This is a genomic window from Dictyobacter formicarum, assembly GCF_016587435.1.
Genome location: NZ_BNJJ01000009.1, coordinates 37,430 through 50,945 on the forward strand (window position 1 = coordinate 37,430; position 13,516 = coordinate 50,945).

The following is a 13,516-nucleotide window of genomic DNA, read 5'->3' on the forward strand; positions in this document are numbered from 1 at the left end:
GATGAACGATTCAGACAAAAGATATTTATCGGCACAACAGAAGTATAACCCAACCCTCGATCATGGGGAGATTGTGATCATCGGCAATGGTATTGCAGGCCTGACTGCCGCGATCGAAGCGCGCCGTCTCGCTCCCGAGAAACGCATTGTGATCATAACCGACCAGATCCATCCCACAATCAATACACCTGCACTGAAACAATTCGCGGTGGGCAAACTCACGCGCGAGCAACTGCTGGCCTATCCAGCAGGAACCGAACGTACGGAGCGTATCCATGTCGTGACCTCACATGTATCCGAAATACATGCCCAGAGCAAATACATCACACTGAGCGGCAATCGCGGGTTCGGCTATGACTCACTCCTGATCGCCACCGGTAGTTCTCCCCAGGGGCTACCAAAGAACACACCTGGACGCAAATTCGATGGAGTGCTCACACTGCATCGCTTACAAGATTACCTCGACTTGCGGCGACGGCTAGGAGAAATCAACGAGGCAACCGTTATTGGTGGCGGTGCACACGCCATTGAAACCGTCATGGGTCTGCTCTATTGGGGTATTCATGTCCACTGGTTAATTCGTGGCAAGACCTTCATGGGAAAAGTGCTGGACGAATACGCCTCTGAGATCGTGCTGAACAACGTCAGACGGGCGGGTGCGACTGTCTACCTGGAAACCGAAGTCACAGGCATTGTGGGACGTGTAGGGGCCGTAGCGGGGGTAATAACCAGCCATCAAGAAATGCTCCCTTGCCAACTGGTTTTAAGTTGTACAGGTACGCAGGCCGCTACCCAGCTAGCAGCAAATTGTACAGTGCCCATGATGCATAAAAACGGCATCATGGTTGACGACAAACTGCGTACCAGTGTACGCGACATCTACGCCGCCGGAGACGTAGCCGCGCTCAAAAATCCCCAGACCGGCAACTACGAGCCGCGAGCCCAGTGGTATGCAGCCGTCGCCCAGGGCCGCATAGCCGGCTCAATGATGGCCGGGCACAAAGAACTGGCCCTACAACCATTTGGAGTACACTGGCATGCTACTCACCTGGGAGAGCTCTCGATGTTGACGGTTGGCGAACCGCTCAGCAAAGATCCACGCCTGACAACCCTGACCGACACCAGCCAGGGAGGATATCGACGCATAACGATGTTAGATGATCGGCTCGTAGGCTACCTCTCGCTGGGCCATGCCCAACCCGATAGCCTGGCAATCAAGCGCCTGATAGACGAAGGCATCTCGGTCCGTAGCGTGATCAAACCCTTACTCAAGGGTCAATTCGACTCGCGCGCATATCTCTCACATCAGCGCTCAAGGGCCACCAGAAATCTGCTCGAACAAAAACTGCCCACCTTGCTGCGAGGTGAAGAAGTTAACAATGCGCCAGCGAGTTTGCCCAACACCGGTGAGTTGCGCCCATACCCCAAGCCAGGGCAAGTAAAACAACGCATGCCCGAACAGCTGCCGCCACCACACCTTCCACAGACCGGTCCGATACCCCAGCGCGTCATAGAGCAAGCAGCCGGCAGAGCAGCCATGCCGATAATACACAATGAGGATGAAATTAATCCTTTTACCGGCAACTTGCCAGACATCTCGCTAAGCGGTGCAGAAAACCTGGTAGCCATGCCTGAAAACAACGCCGCCCAATCATATATGCGCCAGGCCCGACAACTGATGGATGGTCCCATTACACCGCCAGGTGGACACCAGTTATCGCCAGTCGCACGCGAACCAGAAATACCAGTACAGGCGAGCGAAAAGAAACAACTCCACTATAAACTCTGGGCTTACATCGATCAATCTCAAGATATCGATTAAAGACAAGGCCAGATAGGCTTGAAGGAGCAACCACGAATGCTAAGAATGCTAAAACCGAACGCCATCACCCTTCACAAGACCAGGCCACAGGTGGGGCAGGAGATTCAGGCGTGCATTGGTTGCAACGAATGCCTGCTGGCATGTCCAGCGCTGGCGGAGCCAATCACCATCGATATGCTCAACCGTGAGACCCTCTCAGGGCCCATTTCAGAGTCTGTCGCACGCTTCACGCGTGCCTGCTACCAGTGTGGAGCCTGTGTCGCACCCTGTCCAGTTGGACTGCACAGGGATGCAATGATGCTCTGGCTGAAAGTGCGGCTTCTCAGCACAATGGAAGAAGTGTAATTGGCTAAAGCGGGTATTTATCAGCGTAGAAGAGGGAATAATACATGAAGAGACTAAGTGATGAGAAGGGCTATCCCTGGTTCTTTTTGGATACCAGCCAGCCATGGCTAAACACATGGTTCGTCACCTTAATCCTGATCCTCATCTTTATTTTGAGCCTCTTTGTCTATGCTCACTTTAGCAAAGACCTGTCGCCCGATAGCCTGGCGGGTTATACTTATGGCATTGTCGGCAACAGCTTCATGCTGCTAGCGACTTTTCTCTACACACGCTCCAGGCGCCAGCGCCGGCGCCGCGTAGGTCAACTCAATCAATCCCTGAACTGGCATATTTGCTTTGGCGTATTAGCGATAGTGATACTGCTGCTCCACTCCTTCGGCAATTTCAATCCCCGCACCGGCACTTACGCCCTCGAGGGCATGATTGCCCTGGTAATCAGCGGCTTCATCGGACGAATCATCGACCGCTTTGCGCCAAGGCAGATCACCAAAGAGGTCAAAAAAGCCCTCACCGAACATGGAGACGACCGCATCGAAGATATCTCGCGTAACGTCCAGGAAATAGTAACATATAATACGCAAAATTTACGTACCTTCAGGCCCCAGGGAGCTATCCGCTCAATAGCACCACAAACAGCCCAGGTTGTCACGCCTGATCCGGTCAGTCTTGGAGGTACAGCGCTTCCCAGTTCCTGGGACATTGCCTATATTTCATTAGAAGAGATGCCCCAGGAAGTCAGTCGTAACAGTCAGCAATATCGCTTTGTGCCAGACAAAAAGAGCGCGCTAGCCACACCCGGCGCCCTGATGCCTGGCTATAACGAGCAAATCGAAGAGCTACAGTCAGTACAACGTGCACTGCAGCGCGAACAATTTTACCGAGCCCTGATCCGCTACTGGCGCATCTTCCACGTTCTGCTAGTGCTATTAACCCTCACCCTCACCATCTGGCACCTGGTCTACGCAGGGCAGCTACTCATCCCAACATTTTTCCACCACTAGATCAGTAAAACCAGACCGTACTCTTGCACGTATTACCTATAGAGCGTTTAGCAGGAGGAAAAAGATATGCTACAACAATCGGCAGAACAGCAATATCCTGGCAATCAGCTAGCCAGGAAGCTAGCTCACCCCAAACGATTAGACATTTTCTTGCATGGATTCAAAACAGCCAGGTTGATCAAAGCGTTGATGGTAGACAGAAGGGTGTCCGCCTTTAAAAAAGTACTCTTTGTGGGATCCATCGCAGCAATTGTGGCCATCTTGCTCTTCCCGGACGCAATTAATGAGACCATCTTGAGCGCAGTATTGCCGCTAGTGGGAACGATCCTGGGGGTACCATTGGACGCGGGATTTGACTGGATCGCCTTTACGCTAGTAGCGGTCAACCTGTTACGCTACTTCCCAGCCGAAGTCGTTTCTGAACATTACAGTCGCATTTTTGATAAATAGAAACGCACCAGACAACCGAAAACAATTTATCCAGCCCCCACATCACCTGACCACTAATAAAGCTGCTCCTCAGCAGCCACGGTCGGCGATCCTGGGGGATTGTTCTGTCCTCATTTCGCCAATATCTTCCTGATCGTATCTGTGCGTTAATAGAGAAACAAAGGTAAGCAAAACTCCGCTGTAGCAAATCGCCTCCAACTTATATAGATAAATGTCTATATATCTCTTCCCCCATAACCGCAACAATCAAAACGGGAAAGAGAGAGGTTTGCTCCAGTAATAGAGACCAGATGTAATTTTAATAGTTTTAAAAGGTAATCAGCGTACCTTCAGAGTAGAGAACATTTAATTAATCGGCGCAGTAAATTTATCATTGGCATTTGTCGGCCTGAATTTCTTACCATCGTTGATAAACACAGACACCTGATCTTGATTAGAAAGATGAACGTGAACAATCATATCAGGTTTACCGTCGCCATTCAGATCCTTGAAATCCACCGTCACAGGCGCCAGATCAACACTATCGCTACTCATCAAATTTACAACGTAGCTTATCGACTTACCAGGTCCTGTATCGCCACCCATCATTTCCATAACTACGGCTTGATGATTGTAATTTATCGCGATAAAGTGACTTTTATGCGTCGGACTATCATTGTGGCCAACCACGGCATCAGTTTGATAGGTACGCGGGTAACCATATTTAAAATCATTATAGCGTGCGATACCCCAGGAAAGAGCCGTGCTACCCAGAACCCAGAGAACCAGCATCGCCACCATACCTACACCAGCGGGCAAGAGCCAATGCACACGTCGAGACGGCTTCTCCTTCACCGGCGGCTTCGATGGTCTGGTATTTTTTGCGCCCACATTTCTCGCGCCCGCAGTCGTATACACTTGAGGTGGCTGCATAGGCAGACGCGGCTGCCGGCCGGTATGCCCGGTTGAGCGCATCTGAGGCGGTAAATCCTTCGTCATTCCCTGACGCCTGGCCGGAACCGCAGATGTCCCCAGCTGAGTATTCGGATAACGCGGTGGCTGCGTATTCGTAAAACGCACAACGCTAGAGCTAGAACGTGGTGGATCAATCATCCCTTCATCGAAACGATAGCCATCAGTGTGAGGCGATGTATCGGCACGGCTCATTGGTCGCTGATACACCGAGGGATGGGGGGTCTGACTGCCAGTCATTCCTCTTGCGCGTCTTCGCGACGCGGACTGTTCACCATCGGCGGCCATTGGTAATCCTTTCTCTCTCTGCATGGCTTACTTGCCAACAATACAGGAAGATATTACAGTTTAGCATTAAAACTGTATCGAAAGCTATCATACTATCAGAGTGCTACCAGTGTCAAATATTGCTGTTCCATCGTATAACAAAAATACTCGCAGCATGCCAGATTTTTATCGATGCATACCGATATTCTATCCCTGACGGGATCGTCGATCTCCCCAGCATGGGGTGCTGACGCCTTACAGGTATAGGTTTTTTTAGGGGCGTAGCTCCTGAGACCCCTGATGCCGCCCTGATGATCTTTTACTTTTTAATACGGTATAAAAATACCTCTTGCATTCCCACCTTCGGCGGGAGGAGGGGGAGGAGTGGTCGGGGACACCCCGAACCCCGGCAGGAGGGCCTCGCCGGCCCTCCTGCACCTCCCCGCTTTATACCTGCTTTATTTGTTAAAGATCATGCGGGCGGCACGGAGAGGGGGGAGAAGTTGGGGGCACAGCCCCCAATCCCCCAGCCCCTTGCATCCCCGCTTTCTTAGCACGAATCCAAAAAACCTATACCTGTAGGGGCGCTGACGCCCCCATTCTTTTTGTGTGTTGTTGCAGCACATGAGCATTCGCTCATGTGCTGCAACAACACACAAAACGTTTTGAGCGCCGTAGGCGCGAACCGTCAGGGGTCGAAGACACGAAACGCATGCTTTTCAAACACGCTCACAGCGCAATTTTTGCACCAGATAATAAAAAGGGTTCGGACGCGGATGCGCCCGTTCGCAAAGGGTTGACACAGTCCTGGTAAACTATTCACTTGCACTCCAATTTAATCTACTACCTTTCTTACGTATGGATGACTTTCTGGGTGACAAAAGCAAAGCTTTGCAGACAGAGTATGATGAAAATAGGATTGCATGGCAGACTGGAGAAACACAAATGGATAAAGCAAGCAACACTTCTCCGCCGGATTCAGCCACTGGAACACTGCCAGAGGTGATGTATAGCCTGGCCAGCCTGACCGACCTCTACGAAATGGGATTTGTGCTGGGCAGCGACACAGAGCCTCCTGAGCTGCGTCAGCACATTCTTACGCATATGCGCCGTACAATTCAGGCGGCAGGCGCCTGTCTGCTGCTATATCACGCGGCCCAGCAACACTTTATCGCGGTAGCGCACCAGGGAGAAAAACTCCCCTGCGGCTTACTTTCCACCAGTATTAATGGCCAAGAAATGGAACAGCTCTCGCTGCGCGGTCCCGGATCCACACTCGACACCATCACATTGAATCAGCAAACTCTCTTACTCGTCACCCTCAGCTGTCATAAAACCTTGATCGGGCTGGTGGCGCTCTCGCTTGCTGACAACAACATGCTGTTGGACGCCCGAGGGCTACTCTTAACGTATCAAGGGAATATCGCCGGTCAAATCCTGTATGCGCAGCAGCAAAGGGCAAATGAGCGCCACACAATAATTGAGCAGGAACGCCAGCGCATCGGCCACGACCTGCATGATAGTGTGGTCCAGCAGATCGCGTTTACACTCTACAAATTGGAATTTATACAACGCTTGCTGGAGCAACAGCAATTGCAGGCCGCCAATCAGGAAATCAGGAAGACGGCAACAATACTAGAGGAAAGTTTGCAAGAGCTACGCGCCAGTATCAGCGCCATGCGGCCCATGCAGCTTGAGCAGCATACCATGCAAACAGCGATCACAAACTTACTCAACCAGTATGGCAGCGACAATTCTGGCCTTACTATCCAACAGCATCTCCCGGCCATCCAGAGCATACCAGAGCGGCTAGAAACACCGATCTTTCGTTTTCTCCAAGAGGCGCTGGCAAATATCCATCAGCATGCGCATGCCACTAAAATATGGGTAGAGATGGAAATTCAAAACAAGCTGCTAACAGTAACCATTAAAGATAACGGAACCGGATTTTCTATCCAAAACCTGGGCACAACCACCACACAGGCCGATAGTAAAAACAGCGGCCAGTCAGAAGCACACAATCATAGTCACATGGGACTGCGCACAATGCGTGAACGCGTACAGGAGGCAGGAGGTAGCTGGCAGCTACACAGTCAACCGGGAACGGGAACTACCATTACGGCCAGCTTTCCACTGACCAGCCCAGGCATAGAGCTGACGCAACCAGAAGAGACTGATCCCCCTTTTTCTTGACGCTCCAGATCGCGTTCAGTAGAACGAAGGAGCTTATCACATTATGTGTCACTACATACCAGGAAGTAATGTATTTATTTATGTAGGCTATTGAAATAGAGGAGGCATCATTGTCAGATGTGCGTATAATGAAACTACAAAAAAATACCAATTATAGCCTATCAGCAGTCGCGATTATCTTCTTCGCCGTCGGTCTACGCGTGCTCCTGGTGGCGTTAAATTGGCCTCCCACCAATAGCGACGAAGGAACCATGGCTGTAATGGCCACCAATATCGCCTATCATGGAGAGCGACCGCTGATCTATTATGGACAAGACTACATGGGTGTGATAGAAGCTTACCTGGGGGCGCTCTTTTACCAGATCACCGGTGGACCATCCATCGCAGCATTGCGCCTGGGAGTGATTGTGCTGGTTGGACTTTTCTTTTTTGTCATGTATCTGCTCACCAGCTTTATCTTTAACAGGAAGGTTGCCCTGCTCACCCTGGCACTGCTCAGTGTAGGCTCGATCCCTTACCTGACCCGGCAAACCATCGCCACAGGAGGCTCAGCCGAGACCCTGCTCTTTGGCACTCTCTCCCTGCTACTGGCCACCCGCATCGCCCACGCCTATGATCCTCACGCCTCCCGGCACACCAGGCTCCTGCGCCTGCCTGGCTACGCGGTCTTTGGGCTCATCGTCGGCATCGGCGTCTGGAGTGACATGGTCATGCTCCCCATCCTGGCCTGCGCCACGCTGCTGCTCGTCATCTTCTGTTGGCGCGAATTCTTCGTCTGGGGTGGCTGGCTGGTCGCCATCCTGATGGGACTCATCGGCATCCTACCCTCCATCATCCACGGCAACGAAGTCGGCAAAAACATCATCCAGGTCCTCTTCTCCATGTTCCTGAACAGTCCCTCACAGACAAATCCCGGACTGTGGCACAATGTCGTCGAAACCTTCCAGGTCAGCCTGCCGACTGCCACCGGCTTTCCGTTTTGTCCGGTGCTTGAATATCCTTTTCTGGGAGACAACACACCCAGGACTCTGAGCTGTGGCATCGTACAGTCAAGTTGGAGTATCGGTTACATTGTGATTATACTGGCTTCATGCTGGATGGCACTGATCGCCATACGCGCACTGCGACGACAACGAGCGCAGTTAGATGAGCGCGCCTATCACCGCACACTGGTCCTACACACCACCCACCTGTGCATGGCCATAACCGCCATCCTGATCCTGATCGCCTACATCATCAGCGCGGGTCCCAACGACCAGCCCGGCTATCATGCGCGCTACATCATCAGCCTGATCGTCCTGACGCCAGCCACCATCATCTATCCCCTCTGGACAGCCGCCAGCCAGTGGCAACCGAGCACCATCTGGTCAAGCATCAAAATCTACGGCAGCCGCATCTTGCTGACCACCATGGCCGTCATCCTGGTCATTGGCACGATCATTGCATTTCAAGAGGTACCCAAAGCGCAGGCCGCCAGTCTTAAGCGCCAGAACCTGGCCAACTATCTGATCAAACGGGGGCCACGCGCATCTACACCGACTACTGGACCTGTAATAGCCTGGCCTTCGCCAGTAAAGAGCAAATCTTATGCTCCGTAATCGACTACAATATGGAGGGGACTCATAATCGCGTCAAAGAGTTTCACGAAGCCGTCGAAAAGGATGCCTGGAACGCATCCTGGTTGTGCCCCAAAGACCCCAATCTCACCATGCCTGAATACGGCTGCCTATCCAAAGTCGAAAGCTGGATCAACAGTAAGGCGGCCGGACGCTTCACGCGCTACGAGTTTGACGGCTATGTGCTGTACATGCTCAAACCACAATTTCATCGACCTATCCAGGCAACCAGATAACCATCTAGAAAGATGCGGCTCAGACATCTTCATCAGGTAACAGGCCCTGGCGCAGAGCGAAAATGGCCACCTGGGTTCGATCGCGCAGATGCAGTTTCTGGAAAATAATCGAAAGATAGTTTTTTACGGTCTTTTCAGAATAAGCCAGGCGCTCAGCGATTTCTTTATTGCTCATGCCAGCGGCCAGATAACGAATAATCTCAACCTCTTTTTCCGAGAGTTGAGCCACATGTTGACCGATCGGAGCAGTAGCCTCAGGTTGACGGCGCAGCTCATTAACCAGCACGCCGGTCAGAGAGGGAGAAATAGCCACGCCACCCGCATGAACAGTTCGGATAGCCTGCGCCACCTCGCGAGCCGTAGCGTTTTTTAAGATATAGCCACGCGCTCCATTGCGCATCGCCTCTACGATCTGCTGATTCTGGCGATGCATCGTCAACATAATCACCGCCACAGCGGGAAATTGCTGGGTCACCTGGCGCGTAATCGCAATGCCATCCACTACGGGCAAATTAATATCCATTAGCACCACATCGGGATGCGTCTGGCGAATCTTCTCCAGAGCCGAAAAGCCATCCACCGCCTCACCCACCACCTGAATATCATCTTCCAGAGAAAAAAGCTGGCTCAGCCCCTCGCGGATCAACGCATGATCATCTACAATGAGCACACGTACCTGGGTAGTAGGTTGACTCGTCATAGCATTGTGACTATCAGCAACACCAGTCGCCAGCCGTTGTTCTTCATTATCAGTTAAAAGTGCAGGAGGGAGAGTCATGGACTCTGTAGCCACAATCGTATGCAAGCGATGATCATCGGTATCAGGATAGCGCATAAAAAGACTCCTTTTAACCAGAACAGCCAAACAGCAAAATGATTGTGAAAGCCGCTTACTTACAGATAGAAAACATGCCAGGTTGCTTCATACACTTTCATATTCCCAGTATAGCCCTTGAACAAATGGGAAAATTCATCTCGCGAAGCGACATATAAAATTAGTACATAAATACAGAACTATGGTAGATGGGAACGCATAGTAGCAAGCTGACGAGCGTGCTGACGATCATGTAAAGGTAGCATATTGACTAACTGATAAAACTTACGAGAGCCCCAGGAGGCAAAAACGAAGGGGCGCTCCCAGCTAGTAAGAGGAGCTTGTAAAAGATAGGAAAGGAGCTCGGACCGGCGAGCGAACATCTCGGCCAACACCGTCTCTAAAGAGAGAACAGTATCACCCAACTCCGTCTCAACAGGAAGGAGTTGAATCAAAGTATCGAAATGAGGATTATCTTCAGATTGAATACGCTGCAACTGCTGCAAGGCCACAGCCTCTATCATAGCCAGATGGTGGGCGATCAGCAAAGGAGACTCCCCATCAGCAGTGAGGGAGCGATTCAAATCCTCAGGTTGAAACGCGGCCAACTGGCTCATAAACTCGACACGAGCCATGACCAACCGGCGCCGCACCTTTACAAAAGGACTCTCAATCCCCGCCATATAGCCTCCCCAATATGATTCTATAACATGTCTAGTCTTCCTGTGGCTTTACCAGTCGATCGTACAGACCATCCAATTCATCCTGATTATTAAAGTGGAGTACCAGCTTTCCCTTGCCTTTGGCATTGCATTTCAGATCGACCTTCACCATCAAGGCCTCACGGAAATGTTCCTCCAGACTGGCCAGTTCAGGAGAGCGGGGAGGTATAGAAGTGGCCTGCTCGATAGCTGCCTCCACATCTTCAGCGCCTTTGATACGCGCCGCCAGTTCTTCCGCCTGGCGCACATTCAGACGCAAAGCAATAATCTGCTCCATCGCTTGAATCTGAGCCTCTTCACTCGTAATATTAATCAAAGCGCGCGCATGGCCAGCCGTGAAGTTATCTACTTGATTAACCAGCATCTCGCGTACGCGGGGAGAAAGTTGCAGCAAGCGTAGCGCATTCGTCACTGTCGCCCGATCTTTACCGACCTGCTTTGCCACCGACTCCTGAGTCAGACCAAACTCCTGCACCAATGCCTGATAAGCCAGGGCCTCTTCAATTGGATTGAGATCTGAACGCTGGATATTTTCGATCAGGGCCAGCTCAAGCATCTCCAATGGAGTGACATCCTTAATCACCACCGGAACTTTGGTCAAGCCAGCCAGCTTAGAAGCGCGCCAGCGACGTTCACCAGCGATAATCTGATACTGCACCACCGACGGCGCAGCAGGAGCTGCCGAAGAAGAACCAAACCAATCGTTCTCAGCCTGCGCCGACTGCATCTTATCCGCTCCATCCAGGCGCGTCACCACAATCGGCTGAATCAAACCATGCTCTTTAATGGAATCCCGCAGCTCAAATAACAGAGGATCATCATCACGGAAAGTACGCCGTGGCTGCCGTGGATTGGGGATAATACTATCAATCGGAACAAAAGGCAAAGTATCGGCAGAAATTTTAGCCGGTTGTTGGGCAGACATCACATCGGAAGCGCCAGAAATCAACGCATCCAGACCACGTCCCAGCCCAGATTTTGGTTTAGCCACGAGCCATTACCTCCTCGGCAAGTGCGCGATACGCCAGACCCCCAGGGGAAGTAGGATCGTAATCCATAATCGACTGGCCGAAGCTAGGGGCCTCACTTAGACGAACATTTCGATTAATAATCGTTTGGAAAACTTCTTGGGGAAAATGACTGCGCACCTCGCGCACAATATCAGCGGCCAGCCGCGTACGAGAATCAAACATCGTCAAAATTACGCCAACAATAAAAAGGTTGGCATTCAACTTTGATTTAACGATATTCACAGTATTCAGGAGCTGGCTTAACCCCTCTAGCGCCAGGTATTCGCACTGAATGGGAATAATAATACCATCAGCAGCCACCAGAGCATTAATCGTCAATAGACCAAGAGAGGGAGGACAATCAATAATAACATAGTCGCAACGCTCACGAATCGGCTCCAGGATCTGACGCAAGCGATGCTCGCGAGCCATCGCGCCAACCAACTCAATCTCGGCTGCCGCCAGATCGACTGTGCAGGGAGCCACCACCAGTTCCCGACGTGAAGTTGGAACAATCACATCAAATATAGAAATTTCGTCATTCTCTTGTATAAGCAAATCATAAATCGTATGCGTCCGCTTATTTTTCAAGACGCCAATCCCACTTGAGGCATTGGCCTGTGGGTCCATATCAACAAGCAGTACCCTGCGCCCGGCGGCGGCCAGATACGTAGCCAGGTTGATAGCAGAAGTTGTCTTGCCGACCCCGCCTTTTTGGTTCGTAATTGCGTACACTTTTGACACCGGATGCTACCATACCTTTCCTCTTCCATGCCGAAGACCATAAAGCTCCGCTTCAGGCACATTGTAACAAATGTATCAGCGAGAAGCAACATGACTTATCACAATAGTGTGATTATATTTATTTGAGCGCACAACTGCCTATGTGAGCAAAGGGCGTGTCAGCATAATCAGTCATGTAGATAAAATAATAAAAAGGATAATACAGGCTACAATAAACAATATAATGGAGGGGTAAGAAAGAATTCACAGAATGACAAATAGGGTTCACCTTATAATAGTATGAACCCTTATAGATGCTCAATTTACAATGTTACACGATTGCCACCCGCGGGCATAGTGAAGCGCAGAAAACCACCACCGGCCAGGCGTGTACAAACGACCGCGATTGTATAAAATACAAACAAAAAGACGGCGGTTCGCAGCTCATAGAAAAGGTAGCCAGGTATAGTCAGATGACTGGCACCACTCGCGAACAGGCGTAGTACGACGGGACCCTGTTGTACCTCGAACATCGTTAAGGGCAAGCCGCAAAAAAGGCTAATGACGACATCCAGCCCAAAGCAAATAGCCGCGATGCGTGGCCCCAAAAGCCAGAAGCGCTTACTGAGTCGCTCTCGCTTCGTTGAAGTCATACGGCGTGCCGCCCACACTGGTGGTAGAATATACTGGAATACCAAAAACAGTAAGGGGACCGCGACAAACATCCAATCGGGAAAGAAAGCGGGGGTAATTAGCGCTCCGAGCCTACCGATGGCATAAATAATAACCCCTTCGATGATGCCCCGCCGGTAGCTCACTTTATTGAATAACATAAGACAAACCTGATTTCGTCTTAGGAAAATTGATAGAAGAAAAAGGGATTTGTTGTTGTCCATATGAAAGATTAATGGCAACCACAAGAACCGCCACCGCAACCACAGCCTCCTTCGGCTCCTGGTGCGTCGTCGAATGCATAATCTTCGCCAGCGCCACGGGGAGCTGCGAAAACGGAGAGCAGGCGACGAACTTTTTCGCTATGGCATTTCATACATACAACGTCGTCAGCATGTTTATGGCTGACAAGGAGCTCAAATCTGGTTTTGCAGTCTGAGCAATAGTACTCGAACAATGGCATTAAGGGTTCCTCCTATATATGGAAAGTGCTGTATATCAACAGATATTGTAGTGTCTGGCTTTGACTGCGTCAAGTCAGCTATAATGTGGTCACTTTATAATTCTCTTTTTTTGCCGCCTACGGCGGCGGGGGGAGGAGGGCAAGTTGGGGGCACAGCTTGATCATGCCCCCAGCATGCTCGCCAAACCCCCAGTCAAGGGGCTCGCCGCCCCTTGCATCCCCGCTTTTTGA

Annotated in this window: 14 protein-coding genes; 7 read left to right on the forward strand and 7 right to left on the reverse strand. The window is 51.0% G+C overall.

What is annotated here, in order from left to right; all coding sequences use genetic code 11:
* Position 1 precedes the first annotated feature (1 nt).
* The 4 genes from JMI88_RS16680 (at position 2) to JMI88_RS16695 (ending at position 3,618) form a co-directional block, all read left to right on the forward strand.
* Positions 2-1,822 carry an NAD(P)/FAD-dependent oxidoreductase gene (locus JMI88_RS16680; RefSeq protein WP_236022957.1) on the forward strand — a complete coding sequence of 607 codons (1,821 nt, stop codon included), beginning with the start codon at positions 2-4 and terminating at the stop codon, positions 1,820-1,822.
* A 36-nt stretch (positions 1,823-1,858) separates the two neighbouring features.
* Entirely contained in the window at positions 1,859-2,167 is a 309-nt protein-coding gene (locus tag JMI88_RS16685) for a 4Fe-4S dicluster domain-containing protein (protein WP_201363066.1), read from the forward strand.
* 44 nt (positions 2,168-2,211) lie between these two features.
* On the forward strand, positions 2,212-3,168 hold the full coding sequence (locus JMI88_RS16690; protein ID WP_201363067.1) for a hypothetical protein: 957 nt from the start codon (positions 2,212-2,214) through the stop codon (positions 3,166-3,168).
* Positions 3,169-3,234: 66 nt separating this feature from the next.
* Positions 3,235-3,618, forward strand: coding sequence for a hypothetical protein (locus tag JMI88_RS16695; RefSeq protein ID WP_201363068.1), 384 nt, complete (start codon positions 3,235-3,237; stop codon positions 3,616-3,618).
* A 345-nt stretch (positions 3,619-3,963) separates the two neighbouring features.
* Here the strand turns inward: JMI88_RS16695 and JMI88_RS16700 are convergent, their stop codons facing one another.
* Positions 3,964-4,857: an FG-GAP repeat domain-containing protein gene (locus JMI88_RS16700; protein WP_201363069.1), complete on the reverse strand. Its 894-nt coding sequence runs from the start codon at positions 4,855-4,857 to the stop codon at positions 3,964-3,966.
* A 924-nt stretch (positions 4,858-5,781) separates the two neighbouring features.
* Here JMI88_RS16700 and JMI88_RS16705 point away from each other — a divergent pair.
* The 3 genes from JMI88_RS16705 (at position 5,782) to JMI88_RS16715 (ending at position 8,881) form a co-directional block, all read left to right on the forward strand.
* Positions 5,782-7,029: a sensor histidine kinase gene (locus JMI88_RS16705; RefSeq protein ID WP_201363070.1), complete on the forward strand. Its 1,248-nt coding sequence runs from the start codon at positions 5,782-5,784 to the stop codon at positions 7,027-7,029.
* A 110-nt stretch (positions 7,030-7,139) separates the two neighbouring features.
* The gene (locus JMI88_RS16710) at positions 7,140-8,627 is read left to right on the forward strand and encodes a glycosyltransferase family protein (protein WP_201363071.1); all 1,488 of its coding nucleotides are present in this window, start codon (positions 7,140-7,142) and stop codon (positions 8,625-8,627) included.
* Between the two features lie 11 nt (positions 8,628-8,638).
* Positions 8,639-8,881, forward strand: a complete 243-nt coding sequence (locus tag JMI88_RS16715; protein ID WP_201363072.1) for a hypothetical protein — start codon at positions 8,639-8,641, stop codon at positions 8,879-8,881.
* A gap of 19 nt (positions 8,882-8,900) precedes the next feature.
* Here the strand turns inward: JMI88_RS16715 and JMI88_RS16720 are convergent, their stop codons facing one another.
* From JMI88_RS16720 to JMI88_RS16745, 6 genes are all read right to left on the reverse strand, one after another.
* On the reverse strand, positions 8,901-9,716 hold the full coding sequence (locus JMI88_RS16720) for a response regulator (protein WP_201363073.1): 816 nt from the start codon (positions 9,714-9,716) through the stop codon (positions 8,901-8,903).
* A gap of 179 nt (positions 9,717-9,895) precedes the next feature.
* On the reverse strand, positions 9,896-10,378 hold the full coding sequence (locus tag JMI88_RS16725; RefSeq protein ID WP_201363074.1) for a DinB family protein: 483 nt from the start codon (positions 10,376-10,378) through the stop codon (positions 9,896-9,898).
* Between the two features lie 31 nt (positions 10,379-10,409).
* Positions 10,410-11,408, reverse strand: coding sequence for a ParB/RepB/Spo0J family partition protein (locus JMI88_RS16730; protein WP_201363075.1), 999 nt, complete (start codon positions 11,406-11,408; stop codon positions 10,410-10,412).
* Positions 11,401-12,171 carry a ParA family protein gene (locus tag JMI88_RS16735; RefSeq protein ID WP_201363076.1) on the reverse strand — a complete coding sequence of 257 codons (771 nt, stop codon included), beginning with the start codon at positions 12,169-12,171 and terminating at the stop codon, positions 11,401-11,403. Before JMI88_RS16735 ends, JMI88_RS16730 begins: the two co-directional genes overlap by 8 nt.
* 302 nt (positions 12,172-12,473) lie before the next feature.
* Positions 12,474-12,983 carry a hypothetical protein gene (locus JMI88_RS16740; protein ID WP_201363077.1) on the reverse strand — a complete coding sequence of 170 codons (510 nt, stop codon included), beginning with the start codon at positions 12,981-12,983 and terminating at the stop codon, positions 12,474-12,476.
* A gap of 71 nt (positions 12,984-13,054) precedes the next feature.
* Positions 13,055-13,285, reverse strand: a complete 231-nt coding sequence (locus JMI88_RS16745; RefSeq protein WP_201363078.1) for an FmdB family zinc ribbon protein — start codon at positions 13,283-13,285, stop codon at positions 13,055-13,057.
* Positions 13,286-13,516 lie beyond the last annotated feature (231 nt).

What these genes read in the sequence shown, in the direction of transcription:
- JMI88_RS16715 (WP_201363072.1), top strand. Translation starts at nt 8,639, where the DNA reads ATGGAGGGGACTCATAATCGCGTCAAAGAGTTTCACGAAGCCGTCGAA.
- JMI88_RS16705 (WP_201363070.1), top strand. Translation starts at nt 5,782, where the DNA reads ATGGATAAAGCAAGCAACACTTCTCCGCCGGATTCAGCCACTGGAACA.
- JMI88_RS16720 (WP_201363073.1), bottom strand. Translation starts at nt 9,716, where the DNA reads ATGCGCTATCCTGATACCGATGATCATCGCTTGCATACGATTGTGGCT.
- JMI88_RS16725 (WP_201363074.1), bottom strand. Translation starts at nt 10,378, where the DNA reads ATGGCGGGGATTGAGAGTCCTTTTGTAAAGGTGCGGCGCCGGTTGGTC.
- JMI88_RS16700 (WP_201363069.1), bottom strand. Translation starts at nt 4,857, where the DNA reads ATGGCCGCCGATGGTGAACAGTCCGCGTCGCGAAGACGCGCAAGAGGA.
- JMI88_RS16680 (WP_236022957.1), top strand. Translation starts at nt 2, where the DNA reads ATGAACGATTCAGACAAAAGATATTTATCGGCACAACAGAAGTATAAC.
- JMI88_RS16690 (WP_201363067.1), top strand. Translation starts at nt 2,212, where the DNA reads ATGAAGAGACTAAGTGATGAGAAGGGCTATCCCTGGTTCTTTTTGGAT.
- JMI88_RS16685 (WP_201363066.1), top strand. Translation starts at nt 1,859, where the DNA reads ATGCTAAGAATGCTAAAACCGAACGCCATCACCCTTCACAAGACCAGG.
- JMI88_RS16695 (WP_201363068.1), top strand. Translation starts at nt 3,235, where the DNA reads ATGCTACAACAATCGGCAGAACAGCAATATCCTGGCAATCAGCTAGCC.
- JMI88_RS16740 (WP_201363077.1), bottom strand. Translation starts at nt 12,983, where the DNA reads ATGTTATTCAATAAAGTGAGCTACCGGCGGGGCATCATCGAAGGGGTT.
- JMI88_RS16745 (WP_201363078.1), bottom strand. Translation starts at nt 13,285, where the DNA reads ATGCCATTGTTCGAGTACTATTGCTCAGACTGCAAAACCAGATTTGAG.